Annotated in this window: 22 protein-coding genes; 9 read left to right on the plus strand and 13 right to left on the minus strand. The window is 71.3% G+C overall.

The genetic code is table 11. From position 1 onward, the window contains the following. Window positions 1-70 precede the first annotated feature (70 nt). Entirely contained in the window at window positions 71-709 is a 639-nt protein-coding gene (locus SAVERM_RS27935) for a mycothiol-dependent nitroreductase Rv2466c family protein (protein WP_010986815.1), read from the plus strand. A gap of 29 nt (window positions 710-738) precedes the next feature. On the opposite strand, the gene SAVERM_RS27940 is transcribed toward SAVERM_RS27935, so the two are convergent. The 9 genes from SAVERM_RS27940 to SAVERM_RS27980 all read right to left on the minus strand — a co-directional run bounded on the left by SAVERM_RS27940 (window position 739) and on the right by SAVERM_RS27980 (window position 9,986). After that, window positions 739-972 carry a hypothetical protein gene (locus tag SAVERM_RS27940; RefSeq protein ID WP_037651474.1) on the minus strand — a complete coding sequence of 78 codons (234 nt, stop codon included), beginning with the start codon at window positions 970-972 and terminating at the stop codon, window positions 739-741. Window positions 973-1,139: 167 nt separating this feature from the next. After that, window positions 1,140-1,781 carry a superoxide dismutase gene (locus SAVERM_RS27945; protein ID WP_010986816.1) on the minus strand — a complete coding sequence of 214 codons (642 nt, stop codon included), beginning with the start codon at window positions 1,779-1,781 and terminating at the stop codon, window positions 1,140-1,142. 140 nt (window positions 1,782-1,921) lie between these two features. After that, a complete protein-coding gene (locus SAVERM_RS27950; RefSeq protein ID WP_010986817.1) occupies window positions 1,922-3,310 on the minus strand; it encodes an amino acid permease in 1,389 nt (462 codons plus the stop codon). 158 nt (window positions 3,311-3,468) lie between these two features. Continuing rightward, window positions 3,469-4,368: a TauD/TfdA dioxygenase family protein gene (locus tag SAVERM_RS27955; protein WP_010986818.1), complete on the minus strand. Its 900-nt coding sequence runs from the start codon at window positions 4,366-4,368 to the stop codon at window positions 3,469-3,471. A gap of 14 nt (window positions 4,369-4,382) precedes the next feature. Next, the gene (locus tag SAVERM_RS27960) at window positions 4,383-5,744 is read right to left on the minus strand and encodes an LLM class flavin-dependent oxidoreductase (RefSeq protein WP_010986819.1); all 1,362 of its coding nucleotides are present in this window, start codon (window positions 5,742-5,744) and stop codon (window positions 4,383-4,385) included. Further along, the gene (locus SAVERM_RS27965) at window positions 5,741-6,493 is read right to left on the minus strand and encodes an ABC transporter ATP-binding protein (RefSeq protein WP_010986820.1); all 753 of its coding nucleotides are present in this window, start codon (window positions 6,491-6,493) and stop codon (window positions 5,741-5,743) included. Before SAVERM_RS27965 ends, SAVERM_RS27960 begins: the two co-directional genes overlap by 4 nt. Then, window positions 6,469-7,341 carry an ABC transporter permease gene (locus SAVERM_RS27970; protein WP_010986821.1) on the minus strand — a complete coding sequence of 291 codons (873 nt, stop codon included), beginning with the start codon at window positions 7,339-7,341 and terminating at the stop codon, window positions 6,469-6,471. Before SAVERM_RS27970 ends, SAVERM_RS27965 begins: the two co-directional genes overlap by 25 nt. Window positions 7,342-7,346: 5 nt before the next feature. Continuing rightward, the gene (locus tag SAVERM_RS27975) at window positions 7,347-8,420 is read right to left on the minus strand and encodes an ABC transporter substrate-binding protein (RefSeq protein ID WP_010986822.1); all 1,074 of its coding nucleotides are present in this window, start codon (window positions 8,418-8,420) and stop codon (window positions 7,347-7,349) included. 333 nt (window positions 8,421-8,753) lie between these two features. After that, the gene (locus tag SAVERM_RS27980; protein WP_010986823.1) at window positions 8,754-9,986 is read right to left on the minus strand and encodes an ROK family transcriptional regulator; all 1,233 of its coding nucleotides are present in this window, start codon (window positions 9,984-9,986) and stop codon (window positions 8,754-8,756) included. 434 nt (window positions 9,987-10,420) lie between these two features. Here SAVERM_RS27980 and SAVERM_RS27985 point away from each other — a divergent pair, with 434 nt between their 5' ends. After that, the gene (locus SAVERM_RS27985; protein ID WP_010986824.1) at window positions 10,421-11,002 is read left to right on the plus strand and encodes a biotin transporter BioY; all 582 of its coding nucleotides are present in this window, start codon (window positions 10,421-10,423) and stop codon (window positions 11,000-11,002) included. Here the strand turns inward: SAVERM_RS27985 and SAVERM_RS27990 are convergent. Both SAVERM_RS27990 and SAVERM_RS27995 read right to left on the minus strand, forming a co-directional pair. After that, on the minus strand, window positions 10,992-12,320 hold the full coding sequence (locus SAVERM_RS27990; protein WP_037651476.1) for an FAD-binding oxidoreductase: 1,329 nt from the start codon (window positions 12,318-12,320) through the stop codon (window positions 10,992-10,994). The genes SAVERM_RS27985 and SAVERM_RS27990 overlap by 11 nt on opposite strands. A gap of 100 nt (window positions 12,321-12,420) precedes the next feature. After that, window positions 12,421-13,125: a hypothetical protein gene (locus SAVERM_RS27995; protein ID WP_107083007.1), complete on the minus strand. Its 705-nt coding sequence runs from the start codon at window positions 13,123-13,125 to the stop codon at window positions 12,421-12,423. Window positions 13,126-13,395: 270 nt separating this feature from the next. Here SAVERM_RS27995 and SAVERM_RS44960 point away from each other — a divergent pair, with 270 nt between their 5' ends. Beyond that, complete coding sequence (locus SAVERM_RS44960) at window positions 13,396-15,723, plus strand: serine/threonine-protein kinase (RefSeq protein WP_037651481.1); 2,328 nt, start codon at window positions 13,396-13,398, stop codon at window positions 15,721-15,723. An 85-nt stretch (window positions 15,724-15,808) separates the two neighbouring features. Here the strand turns inward: SAVERM_RS44960 and SAVERM_RS28005 are convergent, their stop codons facing one another. Beyond that, window positions 15,809-17,293, minus strand: coding sequence for an amino acid permease (locus SAVERM_RS28005; RefSeq protein WP_010986828.1), 1,485 nt, complete (start codon window positions 17,291-17,293; stop codon window positions 15,809-15,811). Between the two features lie 230 nt (window positions 17,294-17,523). Here SAVERM_RS28005 and SAVERM_RS28010 point away from each other — a divergent pair, with 230 nt between their 5' ends. Together SAVERM_RS28010 and SAVERM_RS28015 are read left to right on the plus strand one after the other, a co-directional pair. Next, window positions 17,524-18,009, plus strand: a complete 486-nt coding sequence (locus tag SAVERM_RS28010) for a ribose-5-phosphate isomerase (protein ID WP_037651483.1) — start codon at window positions 17,524-17,526, stop codon at window positions 18,007-18,009. A gap of 117 nt (window positions 18,010-18,126) precedes the next feature. Beyond that, on the plus strand, window positions 18,127-18,936 hold the full coding sequence (locus SAVERM_RS28015) for an Fpg/Nei family DNA glycosylase (RefSeq protein ID WP_010986830.1): 810 nt from the start codon (window positions 18,127-18,129) through the stop codon (window positions 18,934-18,936). Window positions 18,937-19,063: 127 nt separating this feature from the next. On the opposite strand, the gene SAVERM_RS28020 is transcribed toward SAVERM_RS28015, so the two are convergent. Beyond that, the gene (locus SAVERM_RS28020; protein ID WP_010986831.1) at window positions 19,064-20,293 is read right to left on the minus strand and encodes a GNAT family N-acetyltransferase; all 1,230 of its coding nucleotides are present in this window, start codon (window positions 20,291-20,293) and stop codon (window positions 19,064-19,066) included. Window positions 20,294-20,451: 158 nt separating this feature from the next. Here SAVERM_RS28020 and SAVERM_RS28025 point away from each other — a divergent pair, with 158 nt between their 5' ends. From SAVERM_RS28025 to SAVERM_RS28040, 4 genes are all read left to right on the plus strand, one after another. Further along, on the plus strand, window positions 20,452-21,627 hold the full coding sequence (locus tag SAVERM_RS28025; RefSeq protein WP_010986832.1) for a PP2C family protein-serine/threonine phosphatase: 1,176 nt from the start codon (window positions 20,452-20,454) through the stop codon (window positions 21,625-21,627). A gap of 264 nt (window positions 21,628-21,891) precedes the next feature. Beyond that, window positions 21,892-22,839: an ABC transporter ATP-binding protein gene (locus tag SAVERM_RS28030; protein ID WP_010986833.1), complete on the plus strand. Its 948-nt coding sequence runs from the start codon at window positions 21,892-21,894 to the stop codon at window positions 22,837-22,839. Beyond that, window positions 22,839-25,289, plus strand: coding sequence for an ABC transporter permease (locus SAVERM_RS28035; protein WP_037651485.1), 2,451 nt, complete (start codon window positions 22,839-22,841; stop codon window positions 25,287-25,289). The genes SAVERM_RS28030 and SAVERM_RS28035 overlap by 1 nt, the downstream gene beginning before the upstream one ends. Window positions 25,290-25,490: 201 nt before the next feature. Then, window positions 25,491-25,823, plus strand: coding sequence for a hypothetical protein (locus SAVERM_RS28040; RefSeq protein WP_010985526.1), 333 nt, complete (start codon window positions 25,491-25,493; stop codon window positions 25,821-25,823). The last annotated feature ends 47 nt before the right edge of the window (window positions 25,824-25,870 follow it).

Raw genomic sequence — 25,870 nt, forward strand, 5'->3', positions numbered from 1 at the left:
CCGGGCATCCGGGAATGGGACGGGCGGCCGGTGGTGTTGCCCCGGGAAAGACCGCCTTCCGAGGAGAGCCATGTCCGAGAAGACCCCTGTCGACTTCTGGTTCGACCCGCTGTGCCCCTGGGCCTGGATGACTTCACGCTGGGTGCTGGAAGTGGAGAAGGTTCGGGACATCGAGGTCCGCTGGCATCTGATGAGCCTCGCGGTGCTCAACGAGCCGAAGCTGGACGAGCTGCCCGAGGAGTACCGCGAGCTGCTGGAGACCAAGGCCTGGGGGCCGGTACGGGTCGTCATAGCGGCCCAGCAGGAGCACGGGGCCAAGGTGCTCGGCGACCTCTACACGGCGCTCGGGACCCGCTTCCACAACCAGGGGGAGGGCCCCACGAAGGAGGCCGTCGCCGCCGCCCTGGACGAGGTCGGCCTGCCGGCGTCGCTCCTCGACCACTGGGACTCCACCCCGTACGAGGCCGAGCTGCGGGCCTCGCACAAGGAGGGCATCGAGAAGGTCGGCCAGGACGTGGGCACGCCGGTCATCGCGGTCCCCGGCGCCGACGGTGAGCAGATCGCCTTCTTCGGCCCGGTCGTCACCCCGGCGCCCAAGGGCGAGGAGGCCGCCAAGCTCTGGGACGGCACGCTCCTCGTCGCCTCGGTCCCGGGCTTCTACGAGATCAAGCGCTCGCGGTCGCAGGGGCCGGACTTCAGCAACCTGTAAGTCCCACCCCCGGGGGTCGGCGGCGCGGTTCACTCAAGCTTGTCAGGGAGCCGTTTCGTGTCCCGGAAGTGCTTCTCGTGCCCGTGCGTACGGAGATTGCGGCAGATCTTCTCGTCGGAGAGCCTGTTGACGCACTTGTAGTAATTGTCCCCGATCGGATTGCCGAGCTGCCCGCGCAGCCACGCCTTCTCGTCCGGGGTCAACGGCTCATGCATCTCCCTGCTGCCGCAGGTCTGGCAGGTCAGGGGCTGTGGATTCGGCATCCCGCCACCATGGCCCGGAGCCGTCCGTACCGGAAGCCCCCCGCGCCCAAGTGCCTCCATACCGGAAAACCCCCGCGAGTCACGTCCTCGCGGGGGTCTTCCTCTTTTCCGCCTGCCCGGTGAACGGTGAGAAGACGATCACGAGCAGGACGTTTCATATATCCCGCTCAGGGGGCGAGCAGCAAGACGTCCGTGCGCGACTTGGCCGCTTCGTAGCGGCGGGCCACGTCCTGCCAGTTGACGACCTGCCACATCGCCTCGATGAAGTCGACCTTCTGGTTCCGGTACTGGAGGTAGAAGGCGTGCTCCCAGGCGTCGAAGACCAGGATCGGCGTGGCGGCCTGGCCCACGTTGCCCTGGTGGTCGTAGACCTGCTCGACGATCAGCCGGCCGCTCAGCGGCTCGTACGCGAGGACGCCCCAGCCGGAGCCCTGCGTCGTCGCCGACGCCTTGGACAGCTGCGTCCTGAACGCGCCGAACGAGCCGAAGGACTCCGTGATCGCGTCCGCCAGGTCGCCCACGCCGTCCGCGGCCAGCGGTTCGCCGCCGCCGGTGCCCGTCATGTTGTGCCAGTAGATCGAGTGCAGGATGTGGCCGGAGAGGTGGAAGGCCAGGTTCTTCTCCAGCCCGTTGACCGAGCCCCACGACTCCTTGTCGCGTGCCTCCGCGAGCTGCTCCAGCGTGTCGTTGGCGCCCTTCACATAGGCCGCGTGGTGCTTGTCGTGGTGCAGCTCGATGATCTCGGGGCTGATCACGGGCGCGAGCGCGGAGTAGTCGTACGGCAGTTCAGGGAGTGTGTAGACGGGCATGCGGGGTCCCCTCCGACCTCTTATTGCAAAGTGCTTGCAAGTGCACGCTAGCAGCAGGAGAGTGGATGTGCGTGCGAGGGCACGCAAAAGGGCCCTCGCACGAACCGTCCTCCGTGCGAGGGCCCTTCAGTGGCTGACCGTCAGGCCCGCGCGCGTGCCCGCTGCCAGGCGTAGCCGACGGCGGCCAGGACCAGCGTCATGGCGCCCGTCGAGTAGAGCTGTACGCGGGTGTCCGGCTGCCGGGCCATCAGGATGAAGATCGCCGCCATGCCCGCCAGGGCCACCCAGGTCAGCACCGGGTACGCCCACATCCGCACGACCAGCTTCTCCGGTGCCTCTCGCTCGACCTTGCGGCGCAGCAGCAGCTGCGAGACCGCGATGAAGATCCAGACGACCAGGATGACCGCGCCGATCATGTTCAGCAGCCAGGGGAAGACGTCGTTCGGCCGCCAGTAGCTGAGGACCACGCACACGAAGCCGAACACGCAGGAGACCAGTACGGCGATCCTCGGGACGCCCCCGGAGACCCGGCCCAGCGCCTTCGGGCCCTGTCCGCGCTCCACCAGCGAGTAGGCGATGCGTGAGGAGCCGTAGATGTTGGCGTTCATCGCCGACAGGAGCGCGACCAGCACGACCACGTTCATCAGCTGACCGGCGCCCGGGATGCCCAGGTGGTCGAGGGCGGCGACGTACGGGCCCTTCTCGACGACCTCCTTCGAGTCCCACGGGACGAGCGTGACGATGACCGCCATGGAGCCGATGTAGAAGAGCGCGATGCGCCACATCGCGGTGCGCACGGCGCGCGCGACGCCCTGGACCGGGTTCTCGGACTCCGCCGCCGCGATCGTCACGGTCTCCAGACCGCCGTACGCGAAGACCGACGCGAGCAGACCGATGACCAGGCCCTCGCTGCCGTTCGGCAGGAAGTCGTGGAGGTTCGAGGCGCCCGGAGAGTCCGTGCCGGGCAGCACTCCGGTCATGGCCAGCACGCCGAGGACCAGGAACAGACTGATCGCGCCGACCTTCAGCGCCGCGAACCAGAACTCGAACTCGCCGAAGTTCTTCACGGCGGCGAGATTGGCCACGCAGAAGACGACCATGAACAGGGCCACCCAGCCCCACTCGGGAGTGCCGGGCAGCCAGCCGGTGACGATCTTCGCGGCGCCGATGCCCTCCAGGCCGACGGCCGTGCACAGCAGCACCCAGAAGGACCAGCCGGCGGTGAAGCCCGCCCAGGGGCCGATCGCCCGCTCGGCGTGCGCCGAGAAGGAGCCCGACGAGGGATAGGCGGCCGACATCTCGCCTAGCATCCGCATCACCAGCATGACGAGCAGGCCGGAGACCGAGTAAGCGATGACGATCGACGGCCCGGCGGCGGCGATACCCGCGCCGGAGCCGACGAACAGGCCCGCGCCGATCACTCCGCCGAGAGCGATCATCGACAGGTGGCGCTGCTTGAGGCCGTGGGACAGGGGGGCGTCGGCAGCGGATGTCTCCGGTGCCGTGTCAAGGGTGGTGCGGGAGGACATGGGCGCGGCTCGTCCAGTCGTGAGATGGGTAAAAACGCCCACAGTCTGGGCAGCCTCTCCGGTCGAACGGAAAGGCTGCCCACGATACGGACGGCGACGACACGGAGCGTGAAGGTCCGGTCACCCCGCGCCCGGCGGCGTCTGCCGCGCGACTTGGGCTACGCCGCGACCGCGACCGGCGTGTAGTGCGAGGCGTCGCCCGCGATCGAGTAGCTCTCCTTGCCCTCGATGCCGACCGGTACGTCGCCGGCGACGGTCACCCGGTTGAGACGGCGCGGCCGGCCGTCGTAGTTGTCGATGGCGTAGTGCTGGGTGATGCGGTTGTCGAACAGGACGAGCTGGTTCGGGGACCAGCGCCAGCGCAGGATGTTCTCCGGCCGGGTGACGTACGACTGGAACAGGTCGAGGAGCTTGCGGGACTCGCCCGTCGACAGGCCGACGATCCGCTGGGCGAAGCCGCCGATGAACAGACCGCGCTCGCCGGTCAGCGGGTGGACGCGGACGACGGGGTGCGCCGTCCGGTAGGTGATGGAGGTGAACTGGGCGCGCTGGCGGGCCTGTTCCTCGTCGACCGCCTCGTCCGGAACCGCGTAGTCGTAGTCATTGGTGTGCTCGGCCCAGAGCGTGTCGGCGAGGGCGCGCAGCGGCTCCGGCAGGTCCCGGTAGGCGGCCGCCGCGTTGGCGATCAGGGTCTCGCCGCCGTACGGCGGGATCGTGATGCTGCGCAGGGTGCTGGCCTGCGGCGGGTTGAGGACGAAGGTGACGTCGGTGTGCCAGTGGTTGGCACGGCCCCGCTCGCTGTCCACGGGCAGCACGTTCGGGGCGCCTTCCACGGCGGGCACGGTGGGGTGGGCGGTGGTGAGCGCGCCGAAGTGGCGGGCGAAGGCCTGCTGGCCCGCGTCGTCCAGGTCGACGTCGTCGAAGACCAGGGCCTTGTGGGCGTTCAGCGCGTCACGCAGGGCGGTGACGGTCTCCTCGTCGAGCGGTTTGCCGATGTCGACGCCGGACACCTGGGCGCCGATGTGGGCGGTGACCTTGCGGATCTCGATGGCGGTCATCTGGGACGGTCCTTTCAGCGGGTGGCGAGTGCGGAGAGTGCGGAGAGTGCGGTGGCGTACTGGTTGGCGGGGCGCGGAAGGCCGTAGCGCTCCCGCAGGGTCCGGCGCGGGCCGTACTCCGTGCGGAGCAGGCCGCGGGCGCGGAGGATCGGCACGACGTGGTCGACGAACAGGCCGAGGCCGGACGGCAGGACGGCGGGCATGATGTTGAAGCCGTCGGCGGCGCCGTGCCGGAACCACTCCTCGATGGCGTCGGCGACCTGCTCGGGCGTGCCGGCGAACGTGAGATGGCCGCGCCCGCCGCCGAGGCGGCCGATCAGCTCGCGGACGGTGAGCCGTTCGCGCCGGGCCAGCTCCACGACCAGGGTGTAGCGGCTCTTGGCCCCCTCGATGGCGCTCTCCGGCGGCAGATCGGCGGGCAGCGGGGCGTCGAGCCGGAGCGTGCCGGGCTCGAGGTGCAGAAGGTGTTCGAGGCGCTCGACACCGTGCTCGTGGACGATGTGGTCCTCCAGGACCTGCTCGTTTCGGCGTGCCTCGGCCTCGGTGGAACCGATCACCGGGACGATGCCGGGCAGGATCTTGACGTGGTCGGGATCGCGGCCGGCCTCCCGCGTCCGGGACTTGAGGTCGGCGTAGAAGTCCTGCGCGTCCTTGAGCGTCTGCTGCGCGGTGAAGACCGCCTCCGCGTACCGGGCCGCGAACCGCTTGCCGTCGTCCGAGGAGCCGGCCTGGACGAGGAGGGGGTAACCCTGCGGTGTGCGGGGCACGTTGAGCGCGCCCTCGACACGGAAGTACGGCCCCTGGTGCCGGGGCGGATGGATCTTGCGGTCGTCCCCCCACACGCCCGCCGCCTTGTCGGCGACGATCAGGTCGTCCTCCCAGCTGTCCCAGAGCTTCAGCGCCACGTCGAGGAACTCGGCGGCACGCTCGTAGCGGGCGGCGTGGGCGGGCTCCTCGTCGAGACCGAAGTTGCGGGCGGCCTCGGCGCCCGCGGTGGTGACGATGTTCCAGCCGGCCCGGCCGCCGCTGAGGTGGTCGAGGGAGGCGAGTCTGCGGGCCAGGTTGTAGGGGGAGTTGTAGGAGGTCGAGGCGGTGGCGATCAGGCCGATGTGCTCGGTGGCGGTGGCCAGGGCGGTGAGCAGGGTGATGGGTTCGAGGGCGCCGGAGGGGCGCTGGCCGACGCGGTTGAAGAGGACCGGACCGTCGGCGAGGAACAGCGAGTCGAAGGTGCCGCGTTCCGCGATACGGGCCAGTTCGACGTAGTGCGCGAGGTCGACGCTCGCGTACGGGTCGCTCTCGGGCAGCCGCCAGGAGGCCTCGTGGTGGCCGGTGTTCATCAGGAACGCGTTCAGGTGGAGCTGGCGCGGGGCGGTCACTGGTGGTCCTCCTGGGCGCCCTGGTGCTCCGTGACACCGAGGGCGGTGAGCAGGCGTTCGCGGTACTCGCCGAGGAGCGGGTCGCGGTAGGAGCGCGGGTGCGGGCGGTCGATGGTCAGGTCGAGGCCGATGCGGCCCCGTTCGAGCACGAGGACGCGGTCGGCGAGCACGATCGCCTCGTCCACGTCATGGGTGACGAGCAGCACGGAGGGCCGGTGGCGTTCCCACAGCTCGCGCAGCAGGGTGTGCATCCGGATCCGGGTGAGCGCGTCCAGGGCGCCGAACGGCTCGTCGGCCAGCAGGAGCTCGGGTTCGCGGACCAGCGAGCGGGCCAGCGCGGCGCGCTGGGCCTCGCCGCCGGACAGCTCGCCCGGCCAGGCCCGTTCGCGTCCGGCGAGGCCCACCTCGGCGAGGGCGGCCCGGCCGCGTTCGGCGGCCTCCTTGCCGTCCGTGCCGAGCAGGACGTTGTCGAGGACGCGGCGCCAGGGCAGCAGCCGGGAGTCCTGGAAGACGACGGACACCCGCTCGGGGGCGGTCAGCTGCCCGCTGCCGGTGACCTCGTGGTCGAGTCCGGCGACGGCGCGCAGCAGGGTGCTCTTGCCGGAGCCGCTGTGGCCGAGCAGCGCCGTGAACTGTCCGGCCGGGAGGTCGAGGTCGATGCCGTCGAGGACCGTACGGTCGGCGAAGGACCGGGTCAGGCCCTGGAGCCGGACGGCAGGACGGGTCAGTTGCTCAGTGTGCGTCGCCATGACAGCACCCTCCGTTCGAAGAGGCGGACCGCGCTGTCGGAGGCCAGGCCGAAGACGCCGTAGATCAGCAGGCCGACGAGGATGATGTCCGTACGGCCGTAGTTCTGGGCCTGGAACATCATGTAGCCGAGGCCGCTGGTGGCGTTGATCTGCTCCAGAACGACCAGCGACAGCCAGGACCCGGTGACCCCGAGCCGGAGACCCACGAAGAATCCGGGCAGGGCGCCGGGGACGACGATCTCGCGGATGAACCGGAGCCTGGACAGCCCCTGGACCTCGGCGAGTTCCACGAAGCGGTGGTCGATCCCGGACAGTGCGGCATGCAGGTTGAGGTAGATCGGGATGTAGACCACGATGGCGATGATCGCGATCTTGAAGGTCTCGCCGATGCCCAGCCAGAGGATGAACAGCGGGATCAGACCGAGGGTCGGGATCGCCCGGTTGAGCTGCACCGTCCCGTCGATCAGCGCCTCGCCGACCCGGCTGAGCCCGGCCGTGAGGGCGAGGAGCACCCCGGCGCTCAGGCCGAGGGCGAAGCCGTATGCGGCGCGTTCCAGCGAGGTCAGTACGTCGGTGGGGAGCGTGCCGGCGCTCCACAGCTGACCTGTGGTGCGGAGCACCGTCCAGGGCGCCGGGATCGCGCCGGGGTCCAGCTGTCCGGCGGCGGAGGCGGCGGCCCACAGGGCGAGGAAGAGGGCGGGGCCGATGAGGCGCGAGGCGGGCAGGCGCTTGCCGGGGGCGAGGGTCCGGCGCCTGATCCGTTGGTCCCGGCGGGACTTCTCGGCGGGCGCGGGGCGGGGTTCGGTGGTGGTGGGCGCCGTGGCTGTCGGCACATCGGTGGTGGTCATGCCGGTCACCTCCGGTATTCCGCCGGCACGGCCTTCGCGGCGATGCCCTCGAAGCGGCGGTCGAAGAGCGAGCCGACCTTGAACGCCTTCACGAAGCCGCCCTCGGCGAGCAGATCGGCGGTCTCCTGCTCCCACGTGACGGCCTCGTCCCAACTCGGCGGGAACAGCGGCTTGTTGGCGAGCTTGGTGATCGACTCGGCCTGGGCGAGGGTCAGGTTCTGCGTCTTGACGTAGAACTCCTTGTTCCACTGGTCGGGGTGCTCGTACGCCCACACCTGGCCCTTGGCCCAGCGCGGGATGTACGCGGCGACCGCGGCCGCCTTCGCGGAGTCGGCCAGCACGGAGGTCGGCGCCCACAGCAGGTTGAGGAGGTCGACGACGTCGGTGGGGATGGTGTGGGCGCCCTTGGAGCCGTACTGCTTGAGGTAGGCCGGGGACTGCTGGTTGGCGAGCGGGGCGATGTCCACCTGGCCGGCCTGGAGGGCGGTGAGGAACTGGTTGCTGGTCAGCGGCACCAGGTCCACTTCGTCGTACTTCAGCCCGGCCTTCTTCAGCGCGCGCAGCAGGACCACACCCTGCGCCTGCCCCTGCGAGAACGCCAGCCGCTTGCCCTTGAACTCCTCGACCGTCCGGATGTCGCTGCCGGGTTTCGTGGCGAAGACGTAATTGGGCTTGCGGGTGATGTTGATCGCGACGATCTTCGCGTCGAATCCCTGGAAGTGCGCCTGGATCGGCGGAATGCCCGCGTTGTTGGCGACGTCCAGCGACTTGGCGCGGAAGGCGTTGATGACATCGGGTCCCGCGCCGATGTTCGCCCAACTGGAGACCGTGAACGGCAGCTTGGACAGGCCCGCGAGCCTGAACTGGGTTTGCTGGACGTTCTGGTACGAGGCGATTTTCAGGCTCGTACCGGACGGGATCTTCGTGGCCAGCGGGGCGGACGGGGATGAGCCCTTGGCGGCGGCGGCACTGCTGTCCGCGCAGCCGCTCAGTCCGGCGGCGGCGGCCGTGGCGCCGAGCAGGGAGGTCAGAAAGAGCCGCCGGTCGACGCCGGGCGTGGACGGGGACAGAGGTGGCATGACAGGACTCCATGAGGTGGCAGGGCAGGAATGCGCGCGCCGAGGTGGCAGGGCAGAAATGCGCGCGGAATTCCGGGCAGGGCGAAGCCGGAAAAGGGGAATGCGGGGGGGGGAAGCGGCACGCGCCGGGGGCGCGGCAGGAAATCGCCTGACGGATCACCAGTAAGTGGCCAGGCGGCCGAGGGGCCGTGTGACCTGGCTGGTCGTCCTGGTCGTCCTGGTCGTCAGTGCGTCAATGTGTCAGCAACAGAGGGTGCGACAGTTCATGAGCGGGCTCATGAATACGATGCTCCTGGCCTGGTGCAATGCCTGTCAACATTCCGAGTTTCTGAATTAAGTCGCCCCCGGTGACACGCCCAGCGGATCTCGGTACAGCACGTCGAGAGCCACCGAACCGCCCGCCACCGCGAGCACCGAATCCGGAAAACTGGTCGGCACGACCGCCGCCGCCCGCTGCGGACCGACCGCCTCGCGCAGCGCCGCCAGGCAGTCCTCCCGGTGGATGATCCCGATCTCGGTGACCACGACGGTGTCCGGATTGAGAATGTCGAGCAGCAGCCCCGCCGCCCGCCCGATCATCCGGGCCCGCTCCACCAGCAGCCGTACGGCCACCGGGTCGCCGCCCGCCGCCGCCTCGACCACACGCACCGGGTTCACGCCGACAGCCAGGCCCGCCGCGCGCGCCCGCCGGCACAGCGCCCGCTCGCTCAGCTCGACCTGGAGGCAGCCGACACGCCCGCAGTCGCACGTCTCCGCACCGCCCCGCAACGGCAGATGGGCGATCGCGCCGGCCTGGGAACGGGGACCGTGGTGCACCTCGTCGTTGGTGGCGAAGGCGGCGTCCACCACATTGCCGACGAACAGGTGCAGCAGGCTCCGGCTGCCGCGGGCCCGCCCGAACAGCCGCTCCGCGCCGACCAGGGCCCGCGCGTGCCCGTCCACCTGGACCGGCAGGCCGGTGTGCGCGCCGAGCACGTCCCGGACGGGGATGTCGCGCCAGCCCAGCAGCGGGTGCTCCACGATGGTCCCGGAGTCCCGGTCCACCCAGCCCCCGGCCGCCACGCCGACACCCAGCGGCGTACGGTCGGCCGCCGCCGAGAGCAGCGCGGCCAGGCCGTCGGCGGCCCGCGCCAGCACCAGGGAGGGCTCGGTCCGGTCGTGTTTCAGACGGCGCTCGGCCACCACCCGGCCGCGCAGATCGAGCAGCGCGACCGTGGTGTACGGCACCGCCACATGCACCCCGCCGACGACGAACCGCGAGTCGTCCAGGTCGACGGGGACGTGCGGACGCCCGACCCCGCCCGACCGCCGGGGCACGGACGCCTCATGGAGCAGGCCGAGTTCGGCGAACCGGGCGCAGTAGTCGGTCACCGACGCGGGGGAGAGCCCGGTCAGCCGGGCGACGGTGCTGCGGGCGACCGGCCCGTGCTCGAGCACGGACCGCAGGACCGCGCTGGCGCTGGTCCTGCGGCGCGCGCTGTCGGCGGCCCGCAGAACGGTCGTAGGGGGCTGAGGGGGCTGAGGGGGCTGAGGGGGCAGGAGAGTGGGTGCCGCGGTACGGGGCATGGAGATCTTCCTCGGGAGCCGGTCCGACACTGCGCTGTTTCGGTCAGCGAGCCGGATCCGTTTCCTGGTGGTCTCCGCCCCGCCTCAGCGGCGACAGGTGGCCGTGCCCTGGCGTCGCAGGTCGACATAGCGACGCGACGCGAAGTTCTCTGCCTGGGGGACCATGGCTCGAAGAGTAGGCCCTGCCTGGCGGATCCGGCCAGGGGGCCCGCCCGGTTTGGTGGGACCCTACAGTCCCCGCCCCGGTCGCCGACGTGCGGAGAATCGATCCACCTCAGTGACCGGCGTCACCTCGTCGCAGGTGTATGTCGCATCCTTTGTGTGAAGCCCACCAAGAGTGCGATCTCCGCTTTGTGGACGGCTGACGGTGATCGGCCGCGGACCCCTGGGATAGCGTCACCGTGTCCTTCAGTGCCCACACCCGCGGAGTCCCCATGAGCACGGCTGTCGCCAGCGCCCCCCGTTCCGGCCAGGTTCTCGCCGATCTGCTGCCTGCCTCCCGCGTCCGCGATGCCGCGCTCGTCCTGGGTGGCGCCGCGCTCACCGGGCTCGCCGCGCAGATCTCGCTGCCCGTGCCCGGCTCTCCGGTGCCGGTGACCGGCCAGACCTTCGCCGCCCTCCTCGTCGGCACCGCGCTCGGCGCCGGCCGCGGTTTCCTCTCGCTCGCCGTGTACGCGCTGGTCGGCATGGCCGGTGTGCCGTGGTTCGCCGGCGGCGGCTCCGGCGCCGCGGCCCCGTCCTTCGGCTACATCCTCGGCATGCTCCTGGCCGCCACCGTCGTGGGCGCGCTGGCCCGCCGCGGCGCCGACCGCTCCGTGCTGCGCACGGCGGGCGCGATGCTGCTCGGCGAGGCGATCATCTACGCGATCGGCGTCCCGTACCTGGCCTTCGCCACCGGGATGTCCCTGACCGCCGCGATCGCGGCCGGTCTGACCCCGTTCCTGATCGGCGACGCGCTCAAGGCCGCGCTGGCGATGGGCGTGCTGCCCACCGCCTGGAAGTTCCTCAACCGGTGAGGTTGTAGTTCCTGCGGAAGAGGTTCGCCGGGTCGTGTTCCGACTTCAACCCGGCGAGCCTCTTCCGCGTTTCGGGGTCGTACAGGCCTTCCGTACGGTCCCCGGCCCCGAAGGCGAAGTTCAGCGCCCGCCCGATCGTCCACGGCGCGAGCCGGGCAAGGGCCGGGTCGAGGAGTTCGCGGGCCGTGTCCCGGTCGGCCATGGCGAGCAGCCGCACCAGGAAACGCCCGTCGCGGTGCGGTACGGAGTTCGGTGCCCGGCGCGCCAGCGCCCCGCCCAGATGGTTGATCTGTACGACGCTCATCACGGGGGCGTCCGCTGCGGCCAGGGCCGGCACCGAGGCCGCCGCCTCGACGTCCAGCTCGCTCAGCACCGCGCTGTCCCCGTAGTACGTGTGCGGGAAGTCCGGGTCGCTGTGGATGGTGTGGCTCTCGGCGTACGGCATCACCCGGAGGGAGTCCGCGAGCACCGGGCCGGTCTCCCGCAGCGGGGCGACGAGCCGCTCGCCGTCGCTGCCGGTGTACGCGACGCGTACGGAGAGAACGTGCCGGCCGCGCAGGTGCGGCGGCAGCCCCGGCAGGTCCGGGTAGGGGACGGCGGCGAAGGACGAGGTCAGCCCGTCGGGCACGGTCCGCGTCCAGCGCTCGTACGCGCGCAGCACGGCCGCCGGGTCCACCTCGCGCCCGTCGAAGGCGAGCGAGCCGCCGTACAGCCTGGCCACCGGGACGAGGCCGATCTCCAGCTCGGTGACGACGCCGAAGTTGTGGCCGCCGCCGAGCAGGGCCCAGTACAGGCCGGGATCCGACTCCCGGGTCACCTGGCGCAGTTGCCCGTCCGCGGTGACGACGTCCAGCGCGCGCACATGGTCGGCCGCGTACCCGAACTCCCGCGCCAGGATGCCGAGTCCGCCGCCCAGCGTGTACGACACGGCGCCGACGCCCGGCGCGGAGCCGTTGAGCGGGGCGAGCCCGTAGGGCTGGGCGGCCGCCACGACCTGGCCCCAGCGGACGCCCGCCTGGACGCGGGCGGTGCGGGACACGGGGTCGACGCTCACCCGGTCCATGCGCTTCGTCGTGATGAGTACGCCGCCCTCGGCGCCGCCCGGCAGGCCGTGTCCGGTGGCCTGGACGCCGACCGGCAGGTCCTCGGCCGCCGCGTACGCCACGGCGGCGGCCACGTCGGCGGCCGAGGCGGCGGCGAAGACCACGGTGGGACGCTGGGTGAATCCGGTCTGGAAACCGGCGAGTTCCTCCTCGAAGCCGGGGTCCGCGGGCCGGAGGGCGAGAGGTTCGGTGGTGTCTGCGGTGTTCGAGTCCATGAGCGCATCGTGGCCACATAACCTGACACTCACCGTCAGCCTTTTGAGTCGAAGAGGAGGGCTGGGGCGCTCGGCTCGGCGCCCCAGCCCCTCGGGTGGGTCAGGGCTGTGGCTCGGGCCGGCGACGGGTCCACCACAGGCCCGCCGCGCCCGCCGCCACCAGCGTCACGCCCGCCGCGGCCAGTGGCAGGACGTCCTCCGTGACGCCGGTGTCGGCCAGTCGGTCACCGCCGGGGGCGACCGGCTTGTTGTCGGTGCCGAGCAGCAGCGGGGTGGCCGGGGCGTTCGGTGACGGGTTCGTCGTACCGAACGGCACCGGGCCCTGCTGCCAGTAGGTCTTCTTCCCGTCGCTCGTCTGGACCGGAAGACAGATCTTCCCGGTCTTGCCGGTGTCGAACGTCGCGTCGACGGCGTACGACGTCGACTTGCCGGCCGCGAGGTTGTCGATGGCGCAGCTGAATGCGCTGTTCGAACCCGGCGGAAGATCCGCTTTGGCAATTGCCGTGCAGCCCTTGACGTTCTTGACCACGAGACCGTCAAAACCGGCTACCAAAAGCCTGATCTTTCCGCTGTCCTTGGTTCCCCCGTTCTTTACCGTGGCCGTAATCGCCGTTTTGTGCGAACTGTTGTCGACCGAGATCTTCGAGGGCAGCAGCGTGGTCAGCTTTACACCCGCCGGTGCCTCGTCGACGGGCTTTCCCCCTTTGCCGCTCGCCGGTCCCTGGTCATCCGCGGTGGCGGTGCACGCGAAGATCATCACTGCCGAGAAAGATGCAGTGAGCAGCGATCCCGTGATGGCCGTCATGTGACGAGAACCCATGTTCGTCCCCCTTGGCTGCGCCTGAATTCGCAGTACTTGAAGAGGTACCACAAGATTTCTCCGCACTATGCTGGTACTGCCTGAAGTGTGACCATTGTGTTTCTGCTGGGGCGTGTGTGGGGAAGTGCGTCGGGGTGCGCGCCGAGGTGGGCGTGGAGGGGGTGCAGGGGATTGCCGGGTAATTCGGGTGGCGGTGTTCCGGGGTTATTGGTGACGGGTCGGTATCGGCTGGTCGAGAGCATCGGGCAGGGGGGAATGGGGCGGGTGTGGCGTGCCACCGACGAAATGCTGGACCGTCAGGTGGCCGTCAAGGAAATGCGGATAGACGGACTCGACGCAGAGGACACGCGCACCCGCCGCGAACGCACGCTGCGCGAGGCCAGGGCCACGGCTCGGATCAGCCATCCGAATGTCGTGCGCGTCTACGACGTGGTGGACGAGAGCGACCGGCTGTGGATCGTCATGGAGCTCGTCGACGGCCGCTCGCTGGAGCGGATCGTGGTGGAGGACGGACCGCTCGGGCCGGGGGAGACGGCACGCATCGGACGCGAACTGGTGGCGGCGCTGCGGCAGGTGCACGCGGGGGGTGTGCTGCACCGGGACATCAAGCCGGGGAACGTCCTGGTCGAGAACCTGGGGCACCGGGTCGTCCTCACCGACTTCGGCATCGCCGCGATCCAGGACGCCAAGGCGCTCACGATGGTCGGCATGCTGGTCGGTTCGCCCGACTACATGGCCCCGGAGCGGGTGTCCGGCCGTCCGCAGGGCCCGCCGTCCGACGTGTGGTCCCTCGGGGCGACGCTGTGCGCGGCGCTCGGCGGCCACTCCCCGTTCTCGCGCTCGACGACCCTGGCGACGCTGCACGCGGTGCTGTACGAGGAGCCCGAACTGCCCACGGAGGCGGGAGGGTTACGGCAGATCCTGGCCGCGCTGCTGGAAAAGGAGCCTTCGGTCCGGCCCGGCCTCGAGGAGGTGGCGGCGGCACTGGAGGCGCTGGTGGCCACGGGGACGAGTGTCGCCGGGGCGGGTGATGCCGGGGCGGGTGCCGCCGGGGCGGGTGTCGAGGCGGCGGGTGTCGAGGTGGCCGGGTCGGGTTCTGGGGATGGAGGGAATGGAGGGGATAGAGGGGAGGGAGCGGTCGGGGAGCGGGGGGCTGGGCTGGGCGCCGGATCGGGGGGTGAGCCGGGCGCCGGGTCGGGACCTGAGTTGCGGGTTGGGCCGGGAGCCGAATCGGGAGCCGGGGCGGGCGCGGAGTCGGAAGTCGGGGCGGTGCCGCGGGGAGTGCGGCAGCCGGGGGAGGAGGGCGAGCCCGAGCAGGGCGGACCGGACGCCGGCTCCGGAGGCCGGCGGCTGGAATCCCCGACGCGCGCGCTCCTGGACACGGCCCTGATCCGCGCGGCCCGGACGGCCCCGGAGGAGACGCGGCCGGATGCCGATCCGCGGTGGTCCGAGCCCGTCCAGGACGCCATACCGGGGCGGCCCACCCGGGCCGTCCCACCGGAGGCCCCGCCGACGAGGGAGACGCCCGCCGTCGGACCCGGCCATACGGCAGTCACCCAGCCCAGCCACTCCCCGGCCCCCGCCCCCGCTCTCCCCACGCCGCTCCCGTTCCCCGCACAACCCCACCACCCCGAAGCCCCCCTCGTACCCCCCACCGCGTCCCCCACCGCGTCCCCCACCGCGTCCCCCACCGCGTCCCCCGCCGTGGGCAACGCCTCCACCGAGGCTCCCTCCGCAGGCCGTGCCGAGCCGCTTGCCTCGGGAGTTCCGGAGCGGGCGGGGGCCGGGGAGCGCCCGTCCCGCGGCGGTGCCGCTCCCGGTACGGGAAGTCACGCCGCACTGGCCAACGCGGTCACCGCGAGCCGACTGCCCGGGTGGCCCGGCGCCGCCCCGACGTCGTCCCCGATGTCGCCCGGTGAACTCCCCGGCCCGGCCCTGCCGTCCGCGCCCAGGCCGCCGCGTCACCGGCGCCGTATGGGGCTGGCGGCAGCCGGAGGTGTCGTCGCGGCCGGTGCCGTAGCCGTCGTCGTCATCGCCGCGACCGGCGGATCGCCCGGCCACGACCGCGACGCGTCCTCCGCCACGTCGTCGGCGCCGTCCGCCTCGTCCGGCGGGCCCTCGCGGTCGCCCACGGTCGACGGCACCTCACGCCCGCCGAGCTTGCCGCCGGGGTCACGCACCGAGGCCGGGATGTACGCGTGGGTTCCGCCCAAGGGCTGGAAACGAGTGGTGCAGAGCGGCACCGAGGTGCACTACACCTCGCCCGACGCCCAGCAGGAGATCCTGGCGAACGCGACCCCGGCCCGGGGCGACCTGCTGAAGCAGTGGCAGGTCGCGGAGGAGGACCGCGAGAAGGGCCTGAACTACCGGCGGATCCGCCTGGAGCGGACCACGTTCCGCGGCGCGCCCGCAGTGGTCTGGGAGTACAACGTCACGGCCAAGGGGCAGTACTGGCACGTAAGGCTGCTCGGCTTCCGCAGCCGCGGCACGTCCTACGAGCTCAGCACCTGGTACCACCCGGACATCGAGGGCAGCGCGGTCCCGGCCTACGAACGGGTCAAGAAGAGCTTCACGCCACTGTGAGAAAGAAGCCGTGAGAAAGAGAAGGGGAGCCCGGCGGCGTGTGCCGCCGGGCTCCCCTTCTCTACGTACCTCTATGTACTACCGCTCAGTGCGCGTCGGCCACGGCCTCGGCCACAGCCGGCTCGTCGGCACCCGCGGCAGCCACCGCCCGGGAACCGTCCAGCTTCTGCTTCACCACGGCGATCACCAGCACCACCGCGGCCACGAGCAGCGACAGCAGCACCGTCTCGCGCCCGTCGTGCTCCGTGTCCGTCAGCATGTAACCGAGCACGAACACGATCAGCGCGGCCGTCGCCCAGGTCAGGTACGGGTACAGCCACATCTTCACGACGAGCTTCTCCGGCGACTCCCGCTGGATGATCTTGCGCATCCGCAGCTGCGAGAAGCAGATCACCAGCCAGACGAACAGGGCGACCGCACCGGAGGAGTTGACCAGGAAGAGGAAGACCGAGTCCGGGAACTTGTAGTTGAAGAAGACGGCGACGAAGCCGAAGACGACGGACACGACGATCGCGGCCAGCGGCACACCGCGGGACGTGGTCCGCGCGAACGCCTTCGGCGCGTCCCCGCGCTGGCCGAGCGAGAACGCCATGCGGGAGGCGGTGTAGAGCCCGGAGTTGAGGCAGGACAGCACCGACGTCAGCACGATGAAGTTCATGATCTGACCGGCGTGCGCGATGCCGAGGGAGTCGAGGGCGGCGACGTACGAGCCCTTGTCCTTGATCGACGGGTCGTTCCACGGGAGCAGCGACACGACGACCAGGATCGAGCCCAGGTAGAAGACGCCGATGCGCCAGATGATGCTGTTCGTCGACTTGGTGACCGCGCGCTGCGGGTCCTCGGACTCACCGGCCGCCAGCGTGGCGATCTCGCTGCCCATGAAGGAGAAGACGACCAGGAGCACACCGGTGAGGATCGCGCCGGGGCCGTGGGGCAGGAAGCCGCCGCTGTCGGTCAGGTTGCCGAGGCCGGCCTTCGGGGCGTCGACGCCCGGCAGCACGCCGAAGATCGCGAGGCCGCCGACGACGATGAACGCGCCGATCGCCACGACCTTGATCCCGGCGAACCAGAACTCGAACTCGCCGTACGAACCGACGGAGACCAGGTTGGTCGCGGTGAGCACCACCATCACGATGAGCGCCCAGCCCCACTGCGGTACGCCGGGCATCCACCCTTCGAGGATCTTGGCCCCGGCGGTCGCCTCGACGGCGAGCACCACCACCCAGAAGAACCAGTACAGCCAGCCGATCGAGAACCCGGCCCAGCGGCCGAGCGCGCGGTCGGCGTGCGCGGAGAAGGAGCCGGACGTCGGGTTGGCCGCGGACATCTCGCCGAGCATGCGCATCACGAGGACGACGAGCGTGCCGACGAGGGCGTACGAGAGAAGGATGCCTGGGCCCGCGGTGGCGATGCCGGTGCTGGAGCCCACGAAGAGACCGGCTCCGATGACGCCACCGATGGCGATCATCGAAAGGTGACGGTTCTTGAGTCCGGCCTGGAGGCCGCCGCCGGGTTCTCCGGGTCGGTCCGGGCCGTTTTCGGCCTTCGACAGGGTCGGCTGCGAGGTCATGGAGGGAATTCCTTTGCGCCGTTGAGCAGATTCCCGTACGAGCGGTGTACGGGGCACTCGCACGAGCGGTGGTACGAGCTGGTCCAGTGAATCCGAGGCAAAGGAATTCGTGAACCTTTGAATCCGGATCGTTACTTGAGGTTTCCTTGAGGTTTTGTAGTGAGGCTCACACTTTTCCTGCTGGGCACCCGGGGCGGCCGATCCGAAACGGCCGTGTCACACTCGGAACCATGCGCGTGTACCTCGGCTCTGATCATGCCGGTTTCGAACTGAAGAACCACCTCGTCGAGTGGCTCAAGGCGGCCGGCCATGAGCCCGTCGACTGCGGGCCCCACATCTATGACGCCCAGGACGACTACCCGCCGTTCTGCCTCCGTGCCGCAGAGGGGGCGGCGGCGGACCCCGACGCCCTCGGCATCGTGATCGGCGGCTCCGGCAACGGTGAGCAGATCGCGGCGAACAAGGTGAAGGGGGTGCGCGCGGCGCTCGCCTGGAGCGAGGAGACCGCGTCGCTGGGCCGGCAGCACAACGACGCGAACGTGGTCGCGGTGGGTGCGCGCATGCACACGCAGGAGGAGGCGACGAAGTTCGTCGAGACCTTCCTGAACACGCCGTTCTCCGGTGACGCCCGCCACATCCGCCGCATCGACATGCTGTCGGCGTACGAGACGACGGGCGACCTGCCGGCCATCCCGGCCCACCACCCGCAGCAGTAGCCGCACCTTTCACCGCCGGCCGGGCTGATTCTTCGGTCCGTCCGGTGATCGAGTGAGGGCGGAGGGGACGAAGACTCTCCTCCGCCGTACGGCAGACCGTACGAACAGGAGGCGTCCGTGCCCGAGGGGCACACGATTCACCGCCTGGCCGACGACTACGAAGCCAGGTTCGGCGGCGCGGCCGCACGCGTGACCAGCCCGCAGGGCAAGTTCGCCGACGCCGCCGCCCTCCTGGACGGCACGGTCCTCGAAACGGCGGACGCCCACGGCAAGCACCTCTTCCTCGGCTTCCGCCGGGCCGACTGGATCCACATCCACCTCGGCCTCTTCGGCAAGGTCGGCTTCGGCGACGCACCCGCCCCGCCCCCCACGGACACCGTCCGGCTGCGCCTCGCGAACGACACGTCGTACGTCGACCTGCGCGGCCCCACGACCTGCGCCCTGATCACCGACGGCGAGAAGCGCGCGATACACGACCGCCTCGGCCCCGACCCGCTGCGGCCCGACGCCGACCCGGCCCGCGCGTACGACCGTGTCTCCCGCAGCCGTACGAGCGTCGCCGCCCTGCTCATGGACCAGAAGGTCATCGCGGGCGTCGGCAACGTCTACCGCGCCGAGGTTCTCTTCCGGCACGGCATCGACCCGTACCGCACGGGCAGGGAGCTCACCCGCCGCGAATGGGACGCGATCTGGGCGGACCTCGTCGCGCTCATGCGCGAGGGCGTCCGCAACAACCGCATCGACACCGTCCGGCCCGAGCACACCCCCGAGGCCATGGGCCGCCCGCCGCGCGTGGACGATCACGGCGGCGAGGTCTACGTGTACCGCAGGGCCAACCTGCCCTGCCACATCTGTGGCGGCGAGATCCGCACCGCCGGTCTCGCCGCCCGCAACCTGTTCTGGTGCCCGACCTGCCAACAGGCGTGACCACGGGCTGCCGCCGGGGGCTGCCGCCGAGGGTTGGCGCCGGGGGCGACGCCGGTCGGCCGCCGGGGGCCCGGTCGGCCGACGGGTGTCACTCAGGTCTGGAACCGCGGGCGGCCGCCCCGGTGGTCTAGAAGCCGTGCGGTAGCCATGGTGCGATTGCCGAGGAGAACGCCGACGTCGCCTCCGTCAGCGCGCCCGGTCGCAGCTCCCGTACCCGCCCGGCCGCGCCCAGCGACACGAGGGACACCCCGCCGAGATAGGCCGCCCCCAAGTCCCTTACGGACAGGGCGAGATCGACCGAGTCACGGGTACGCACACAGGTCGCGCCCTTGCCGTCGCCCGTCAGCCGCCAACGCCCCTCGTTCCAGGGGCAGAAGGCGTCCTCGACCTCGAACACCACGTCCACCGGCGCCTGATACGTGCGCGCTTCGAGCGCCGCGCCGACGTCGACCAGCCGTACGTGGAGCGAGTCCCGTTTCCGCAGATTGCAGCGGCGGATGTCCGACACCAGGTGCAGCCACGCCTCGTCGAGCGGCCGGTTGCGCGCGTTGAGGTGCGACGTCAGATCGATGTCGAAGAGGAACCGCCACAGCGCCGCGTGGGCGGCCGGGTCGAGCGCCTCCAGGTCCTGGAGGACGACCGTGCCCTTGGGCCCGGACGGCTCCCAGTCGGGCTTCACCCGGAACCGTGTGTACCCCACGGTCTCGCCGTCGCGCTCCGCGACCACGCACTGAAGCGGCGACGCCCCGTCCCGTCGGCTCTCCGGGTCGAGCACCATCAGCCGGTCCCAGCCCGGCCGCCGGGCCGGCATACCCGGCCGCCCCGGCACCAGCCGTGCGTAGACCGCCTCGCACACGTCGAGTACGTCGGCGGGGACGGCGTACCGCAGTCGTACGTCGTCCGTGCCGGGCGGTACGGACAGCCGTACGCGGCTGGTGTCGACGTCGGCGGTGAGCTGGTGCGTACCGATGCCGTAGCCGAACCGGCCGTAGATCGCCGGCTCGGACGCGGTGAGTACGGCGAGGGGCTCACCCCAGGACCGGATGTCGTCCAGCTGCCGGCGCATCATGGCCGTCAGAACCCCGCGGCGGCGGTGCGTGGCCGCGACGCTCACCATCGTGATGCCCGCGGCGGGCACCGACGCGCCGCCCGGCACCGTGACACGGAAGCTGAACGCTCCCGCGGTGCCCACACAGGCGTCGCCGTCCCACACACCGATGGAACGGTCGCATTCGGTGAGCGTCTGCCACAGCTCACGCTCCTCGGACGCCTCCGCGACCCCACCGAACGCACGGATCAGGGTGTCGTACCAGAGATTCCAGTCGTCCTGCCGCAGCACGCGCACATCAGTGGTCATGGAGCATGCCTACCAGGGCAATGCGGGGCGAGCGAGGGAATTTCGCCCCGGCCGTGCGGGCCGGACCTGCCGGTTTTCTGTGAAGTTCAGCGCTCGGACGGGGGACAAGTGGGACCTCCCGTGCCAAGGGGCTGGTCCGATGGATAGGGTCCCGAGCAATGGCAGCAGGACGAGAGCGGCGCGCCGCAGCCGAGACGTTCACGGCCCGGTTGAAGAAGCAGTGGCACCGGGCTCGCACCGGCGTGCGCAGATCCGCTGTCGACTACTTCCGCGGGGACGGCTCGGACTGGATCGCGCTGGCCGGTCTGCTGCTGACGATCCCGCTGATCGCGGCGACGACCCTGATGAACTCCGTGTGGTGTTCGCCGGCCGCGCTGGTGCTGCCGATCGTGGCGGGCGGGCTGCTGCTGCGGCCGTCGAGCCTGCTGGGGCTGTACGCCGCTGCCGCCAGCGCGCTGATCGTCGAGTCCGTGAAGCTCGGCCCGTACACGGAGGGGCCGTCGCGGGTCACGCCGGGTGTGGTGCTGGTCGTGGCCGCCTGCGGCTTCTTCGGCCTGCTGATCGCGCAGTTCCGCAGCCGGGTGGGCGTGCCGTGGCGGCGGGGCGGCACGATGCTGTTCGACCTGCGGGAACGTATCCGGGTGCAGAGCAAGTTGCCCAAGCTGCCGTTGGGGTGGCACCGGGAGATGGCGCTGCGGCCGGCCGGCGGGCAGTCGTTCTCGGGCGACTTCGTGGTGGCGGCCCGCACGAACGGGGGCCGCACGCTGGAGGTCGTCCTGACGGACGTGTCCGGCAAGGGCATGGACGCGGGGTCGCGGGCGCTGCTGCTGTCCGGGGCGTTCGGGGGGCTGCTGGGGTCGCTGCCGCCGCACGCGTTCCTGCCGGCGGCGAACGGCTATCTGCTGCGGCAGGACTGGGACGAGGGCTTCGCGACGTCGATCCATCTGGTGCTGGAGCTGGACTCCGGGGACTACGAGCTGTTCTCGGCCGGGCATCCGCCGGGGTTGCAGCTCAGTGCGGGCAGCGGGCGGTGGGAGGAGAAGGCCGCCGAGGGGCCGCTGCTCGGCGTCTACGACGGCGCGCAGTTCGATCCGGTGAAGGGGTCGCTGCGGCCCGGTGACGTGCTGATGCTGTTCACGGACGGTCTGGTGGAGACGGCGGAGCGGGACATCGTGGAGGGCATCGACCGGCTCACGGGGGAGGCGGACCGGTATGTCGCCGGCGGTTTCCACGGGGCGGCGTGGCATCTGATCGAGGCGGTGGCGAAGGACGTGAACGACGACCGGGCGCTCCTGCTGGTCTGCCGGGACGGCCCGACCGCGGCGGCGCGCTGAGGGTCCCCCTGGGGGGGCGAGCAGGCGTCCCGGGCCGGGCCCCCGCACTCCACGTCCCGTGTCGTGCCGGACGGCCGGCGAGCAGCAGCACCGGGGCGGGCGCGGAGGGCATCCGCGGGGCCGGCCGGTCCGATACCGGCACCACGCATGCGGGCGGGCTCGGGTTAACCCCACCCCCGATCCGGCGGCGGTCTCCATGGTCCGCGGAGGTCCCGAATCCGTACGTTCGACATCTCGACGGACGGACGGAAGGCGGACCAGGTCATGGGCCTGCGCAAGAGGCGGCGCGAGATCGACGAGCGGGCGTCCGGACGGATCCCCGGGCCGATCCCCGGCCGGACACCGCTCGCCTCCGGCGCTGACGGGGCCGACCCGGGCGCTTACGGGGCCGTCCCCGGCGTCGACAGGACCGCCCCGGGCGTCGACAGGACCGCCCCCAGCGTCGGCCGGGCCGTCTCCGGCGCCGACTGGGCCGTCGAGCTGCGGGGTGTGCGGCGGCGGTATGGGCGTGGTGGTTCCGCCGTGCATGCCCTGCGCGGTGTTGATCTCGCCCTGGCGCGCGGGAGTTTCACGGCCGTCATGGGGCCCTCGGGGTCCGGCAAGTCCACGTTCCTCCAGTGCGCGGCGGGCCTCGACCGGCCGAGCGGCGGGACCGTACACCTCGGCGGCACCGACATCACCGGCCTGAGCGAGAACAAGCTGACGGCGCTGCGCCGTTCGCGGCTCGGGTTCGTTTTCCAGGCCTTCAACCTGCTGCCGTCGCTGACGGTCGAGCAGAACGTCGTGCTGCCCCTGCGGCTGGCCGGGCACCGCCCCGACCGCCGCCGCGCCGCCGAGGTGCTCGCCCAGGTAGGCCTCCAGGACAAGGGGCGGCGCCGGCCGGGGCAGCTCTCCGGAGGGCAGCAGCAGCGGGTCGCGATCGCCCGCGCCCTGGTCACCCGGCCCGACGTCGTCTTCGCCGACGAACCGACCGGCGCCCTCGACACCACCACCGCCGCCGAGATCCTGGGCCTGCTCCGCCAGGCCGTCGACGTCCATGGCGCCACGGTCGTCATGGTCACCCACGACCCGACGGCCGCCGCCTGGGCCGACCGCGTCCTCTTCCTCGCCGACGGCTCGATCGTCGACCACCTGGAACGCGCCACCGCCCCGCGGATCGCCGCCCGGGTGGCCGCTCTCACCACGCCGTCCTTCGAGGGAGCGGCGGCCTGATGTTCGTGCCCAACGGCCTGGCCCGCGCCGCCGTCCGCTTCAAGCCCGCCGCGTTCGCCGGTACGTTCGTCGCCCTCGCGATGGCCGCCCTGATCGTGTCGGCCTGCGGCATCCTCCTGGAGACGGGACTACGCGCCTCGGTGCCGCCGCAGCGCTATTCCGGTGCCCCGGTGGTGGCCGCCGCCGACCAGCGCGCCCACCTCGTCACCGGCCACGGCGACGACCGCGACGACGAGGCCCAGCCCCTCCCGGACACCGCCCGGATCGACAACTCCCTCGTGGCCAGGGCCGGTTCGGTGCCGGGGGCGCGTACGGCGATCGCGGACGTGACCTTCCCCGTGCTCGACGAGAAGGGCGCCGCCCGCACCGCGCACGGCTGGGGATCCACCGCCTTCACCGGCGAGAGGCCGATGTCCGGACGGGCGCCGGGCCCTGGCGAGGTCGTCCTCTCCGGCGCCGGGCGCGCCGCCGTGGGCGGCCGGGTGACCCTCACCACCGCCGACGGACCCCGCACCTTCCGGGTGTCCGGCACGACGGCCGAGCAGGCCACCCCCACCGTCTGGTTCGCCGACACCGACGCCGTACGCGTCTCGGGCCACCCCGGTCGCGTCGACGCCATCGCCGTACTGCCGAAGGAAGGCGTGACCGCCGCAGCTCTCGAAGCCCAGGTGGCCAAGGCCCTCGGTGACCGCGCACAGGTCCACACCGGCGACGACCGGGGTGCCGTCGAGGACGCCTCGCTCGCCCAGGCCAAGGAACTGCTCGTCGGGCTCGGCGGCTCCTTCGGCGGTGTCGCCACCCTGGTCGCCGTCTTCACGGCGGCCGGCACCGTGGCGCTCTCCGTCGGCCAACGCGCACGTGAGTACGCCCTGTTGAGGGCCATCGGCACCACCCCTCGGCAGGTGCGCCGCAGCATCGCCACCGAGACCCTGCTCGTCGCCCCCCTCGCCGGAGCAGTCGGCTGCCTGCCCGGAATCGCCCTGGCCCGCTGGTGGTTCGGCCAACTCCAGGACAAGGGCGCCGTCCCGCACGCGGTGCGGCTGTCCGTGTCGTACATCCCGCTGCTGTCCGCGATCGGCGCCGTACTCCTCACCGCACTCCTCGCCGGCTACCTGGCCGCCCACCGCACCTCCCGCATCAAGCCGGGCCGTGCGCTCAGCGAGGCCTCCGTGGAACGGCTGAGGCCCGGCTGGATCCGCACCCCGCTGGGCATCGCCGCGGCGGTCGGCGGCTTCGTCTGCGCGGGGCTCGCCGACTCCCTCGACGGCGAGGACGCGGCCAACGCCTCGCTCGGCATCGTGATGCTCTTCATGCTGGCCGTCGCCCTGCTCGGCCCGCTGGTCGCGCGCGTCTGCGCCGCCCTGTTCGGACTGCCGTTGCGCGGCGCGGGCGCCCCCGCCGTCCTGGCCGCCGCCAACTCCCGTACCAACGCCCGCCGGCTGGCCTCCGCCCTCACCCCCATCGTGCTCGCCATGGCCTTCTCCTCCGTACTCGTCTTCCTGCACACCAGCGAGGAACGGGCCACACGCGACCAGCAGCGGGCCGGCATCACCGCCGACCACATCGTCACGTCGGACGCGGGCCTCGCCCCGGCCGCCGTCCACGAGGCAGCCGCGTCGCCCGGTGTCACCACCGCCGTGGGCGTGCTGAGAACGGCGGTACTGATCCCGGCCGCGGGCTCGCTGGAGTCGGCGACCACGCAGGGCGTCACGGGCTCGGCGGCGGACCTGGCCCGGGTCCAGGACCTGGACGTCGAGCACGGCGCGCTCAGCCTGAAACCGGGCCGGGTGGCGCTCGACGCCTCGCTCGCGGACAGCGCCCATGTGCGGGTCGGCGACCGCGTGCACCTGCGGCTGCCCGACGGCACCAAGGCGTCTCCGATACTGGCGGCCACGTACGGGCGCGGCCTCGGCCTGTCCCAAGTGACGCTGCCGCGCGCCGACCTGGCGACCCATGTGACCTCCGCCCTGGACACGGAGATCTGGACGAAGGGCGGCCGGGCGGGAGCACTCGCTCCGCTGGGCAGGGTCCTGGACCGCGCCGACTACACCACCGCGGAGTCCCTGGACCGCGCGCTCAACGCCTGGGCGAACACCGTCATGGCGGCCGTGCTCGGCGGCTTCGCGGCGGTCGCCGCGGTCAACACCCTGGTGATGACGGTCCTCGGACGCCGAAGCAAACTCGGCACGCTCCGCCTGATCGGCACCACCCGGCGTCAGGTGCTGCGCATGGTCCGCTGGGAGGCCCTGCTGGTCGCCCTCTCGGGCATCGTCCTCGGCACGGCGATCGCCCTGGCCACCCTGGTCCCGATGGTGAGGGGCCTGACCGGGCGGTCCCCGTACATACCGCCCCTCGTGTACGGCTCGTTCGCGGGCGCCGTCCTCCTCCTCGGCCTGACCGCCGTCACCCTCCCGGCCCGGGCCGCCCTCCGCCCGGCAAGGGAGCGATAGCGCGACGCCCGCCTGAATGTCGGCATTGCGGCGCAGGGTTGGGGTTTGTCTCGTCACCCCAGGTGAGAGCTCGGTCGCCTTTGTCGCAGGACTGTAATCGTCGATTGCACAGGCAATCCGCATGTTGATAGAGATGACTTCTGGTACGACGAAAACCAGCCGCCGGCTCCCTGGCCGGCCAGCCCGGACGGGGGAGTCCAGATGAAGTTCGACATGGGGTCGCAGGTTCTGTCGACGTTGATCAGTAACTCGCGTGGGTCGAGTGACGATCTGGGGACGTTGATTCGCCAATTGGTGCAGGCCGCGCAGCCGTTGGAGGGGAAGTTCAACGGTGCGGGCCGGGTGGCGTTCGATTCGTTCAAGGGGCGGTCGGACGAGATCACGGCGAGCTTGAACTCGGCGCTCTCGGGGATTCTGGGCGGTCAGTCGGGGATGGAGTCGGCGTTCGGTTCGGGTGATCAGGAGCAGGGCGAGAACGCGCGGACGAACGAGAAGGCGGCGAACTTCGACGGGGCGCGTTTCTCCGGGCGTTGAGCTTGGGTGGGCCGGGCTGTGGTTGATCTTCTTTTGACGGGGAGTGG

It is taken from the genome of Streptomyces avermitilis MA-4680 = NBRC 14893, from assembly GCF_000009765.2.
Lineage (GTDB): Bacteria > Actinomycetota > Actinomycetes > Streptomycetales > Streptomycetaceae > Streptomyces > Streptomyces avermitilis.

Coding starts and splice junctions, on each gene's coding strand:
- SAVERM_RS27935 (WP_010986815.1), top strand. CDS start 71: ATGTCCGAGAAGACCCCTGTCGACTTCTGGTTCGACCCGCTGTGCCCC.
- SAVERM_RS27940 (WP_037651474.1), bottom strand. CDS start 972: ATGCCGAATCCACAGCCCCTGACCTGCCAGACCTGCGGCAGCAGGGAG.
- SAVERM_RS27945 (WP_010986816.1), bottom strand. CDS start 1,781: ATGCCCGTCTACACACTCCCTGAACTGCCGTACGACTACTCCGCGCTC.
- SAVERM_RS27950 (WP_010986817.1), bottom strand. CDS start 3,310: ATGTCCTCCCGCACCACCCTTGACACGGCACCGGAGACATCCGCTGCC.
- SAVERM_RS27955 (WP_010986818.1), bottom strand. CDS start 4,368: ATGACCGCCATCGAGATCCGCAAGGTCACCGCCCACATCGGCGCCCAG.
- SAVERM_RS27965 (WP_010986820.1), bottom strand. CDS start 6,493: ATGGCGACGCACACTGAGCAACTGACCCGTCCTGCCGTCCGGCTCCAG.
- SAVERM_RS27970 (WP_010986821.1), bottom strand. CDS start 7,341: ATGACCACCACCGATGTGCCGACAGCCACGGCGCCCACCACCACCGAA.
- SAVERM_RS27975 (WP_010986822.1), bottom strand. CDS start 8,420: ATGCCACCTCTGTCCCCGTCCACGCCCGGCGTCGACCGGCGGCTCTTT.
- SAVERM_RS27980 (WP_010986823.1), bottom strand. CDS start 9,986: ATGCCCCGTACCGCGGCACCCACTCTCCTGCCCCCTCAGCCCCCTCAG.
- SAVERM_RS27985 (WP_010986824.1), top strand. CDS start 10,421: ATGAGCACGGCTGTCGCCAGCGCCCCCCGTTCCGGCCAGGTTCTCGCC.
- SAVERM_RS27990 (WP_037651476.1), bottom strand. CDS start 12,320: ATGGACTCGAACACCGCAGACACCACCGAACCTCTCGCCCTCCGGCCC.
- SAVERM_RS27995 (WP_107083007.1), bottom strand. CDS start 13,125: ATGACGGCCATCACGGGATCGCTGCTCACTGCATCTTTCTCGGCAGTG.
- SAVERM_RS44960 (WP_037651481.1), top strand. CDS start 13,396: ATGGGGCGGGTGTGGCGTGCCACCGACGAAATGCTGGACCGTCAGGTG.
- SAVERM_RS28005 (WP_010986828.1), bottom strand. CDS start 17,293: ATGACCTCGCAGCCGACCCTGTCGAAGGCCGAAAACGGCCCGGACCGA.
- SAVERM_RS28010 (WP_037651483.1), top strand. CDS start 17,524: ATGCGCGTGTACCTCGGCTCTGATCATGCCGGTTTCGAACTGAAGAAC.
- SAVERM_RS28020 (WP_010986831.1), bottom strand. CDS start 20,293: ATGACCACTGATGTGCGCGTGCTGCGGCAGGACGACTGGAATCTCTGG.
- SAVERM_RS28025 (WP_010986832.1), top strand. CDS start 20,452: ATGGCAGCAGGACGAGAGCGGCGCGCCGCAGCCGAGACGTTCACGGCC.
- SAVERM_RS28030 (WP_010986833.1), top strand. CDS start 21,892: ATGGGCCTGCGCAAGAGGCGGCGCGAGATCGACGAGCGGGCGTCCGGA.
- SAVERM_RS28035 (WP_037651485.1), top strand. CDS start 22,839: ATGTTCGTGCCCAACGGCCTGGCCCGCGCCGCCGTCCGCTTCAAGCCC.
- SAVERM_RS28040 (WP_010985526.1), top strand. CDS start 25,491: ATGAAGTTCGACATGGGGTCGCAGGTTCTGTCGACGTTGATCAGTAAC.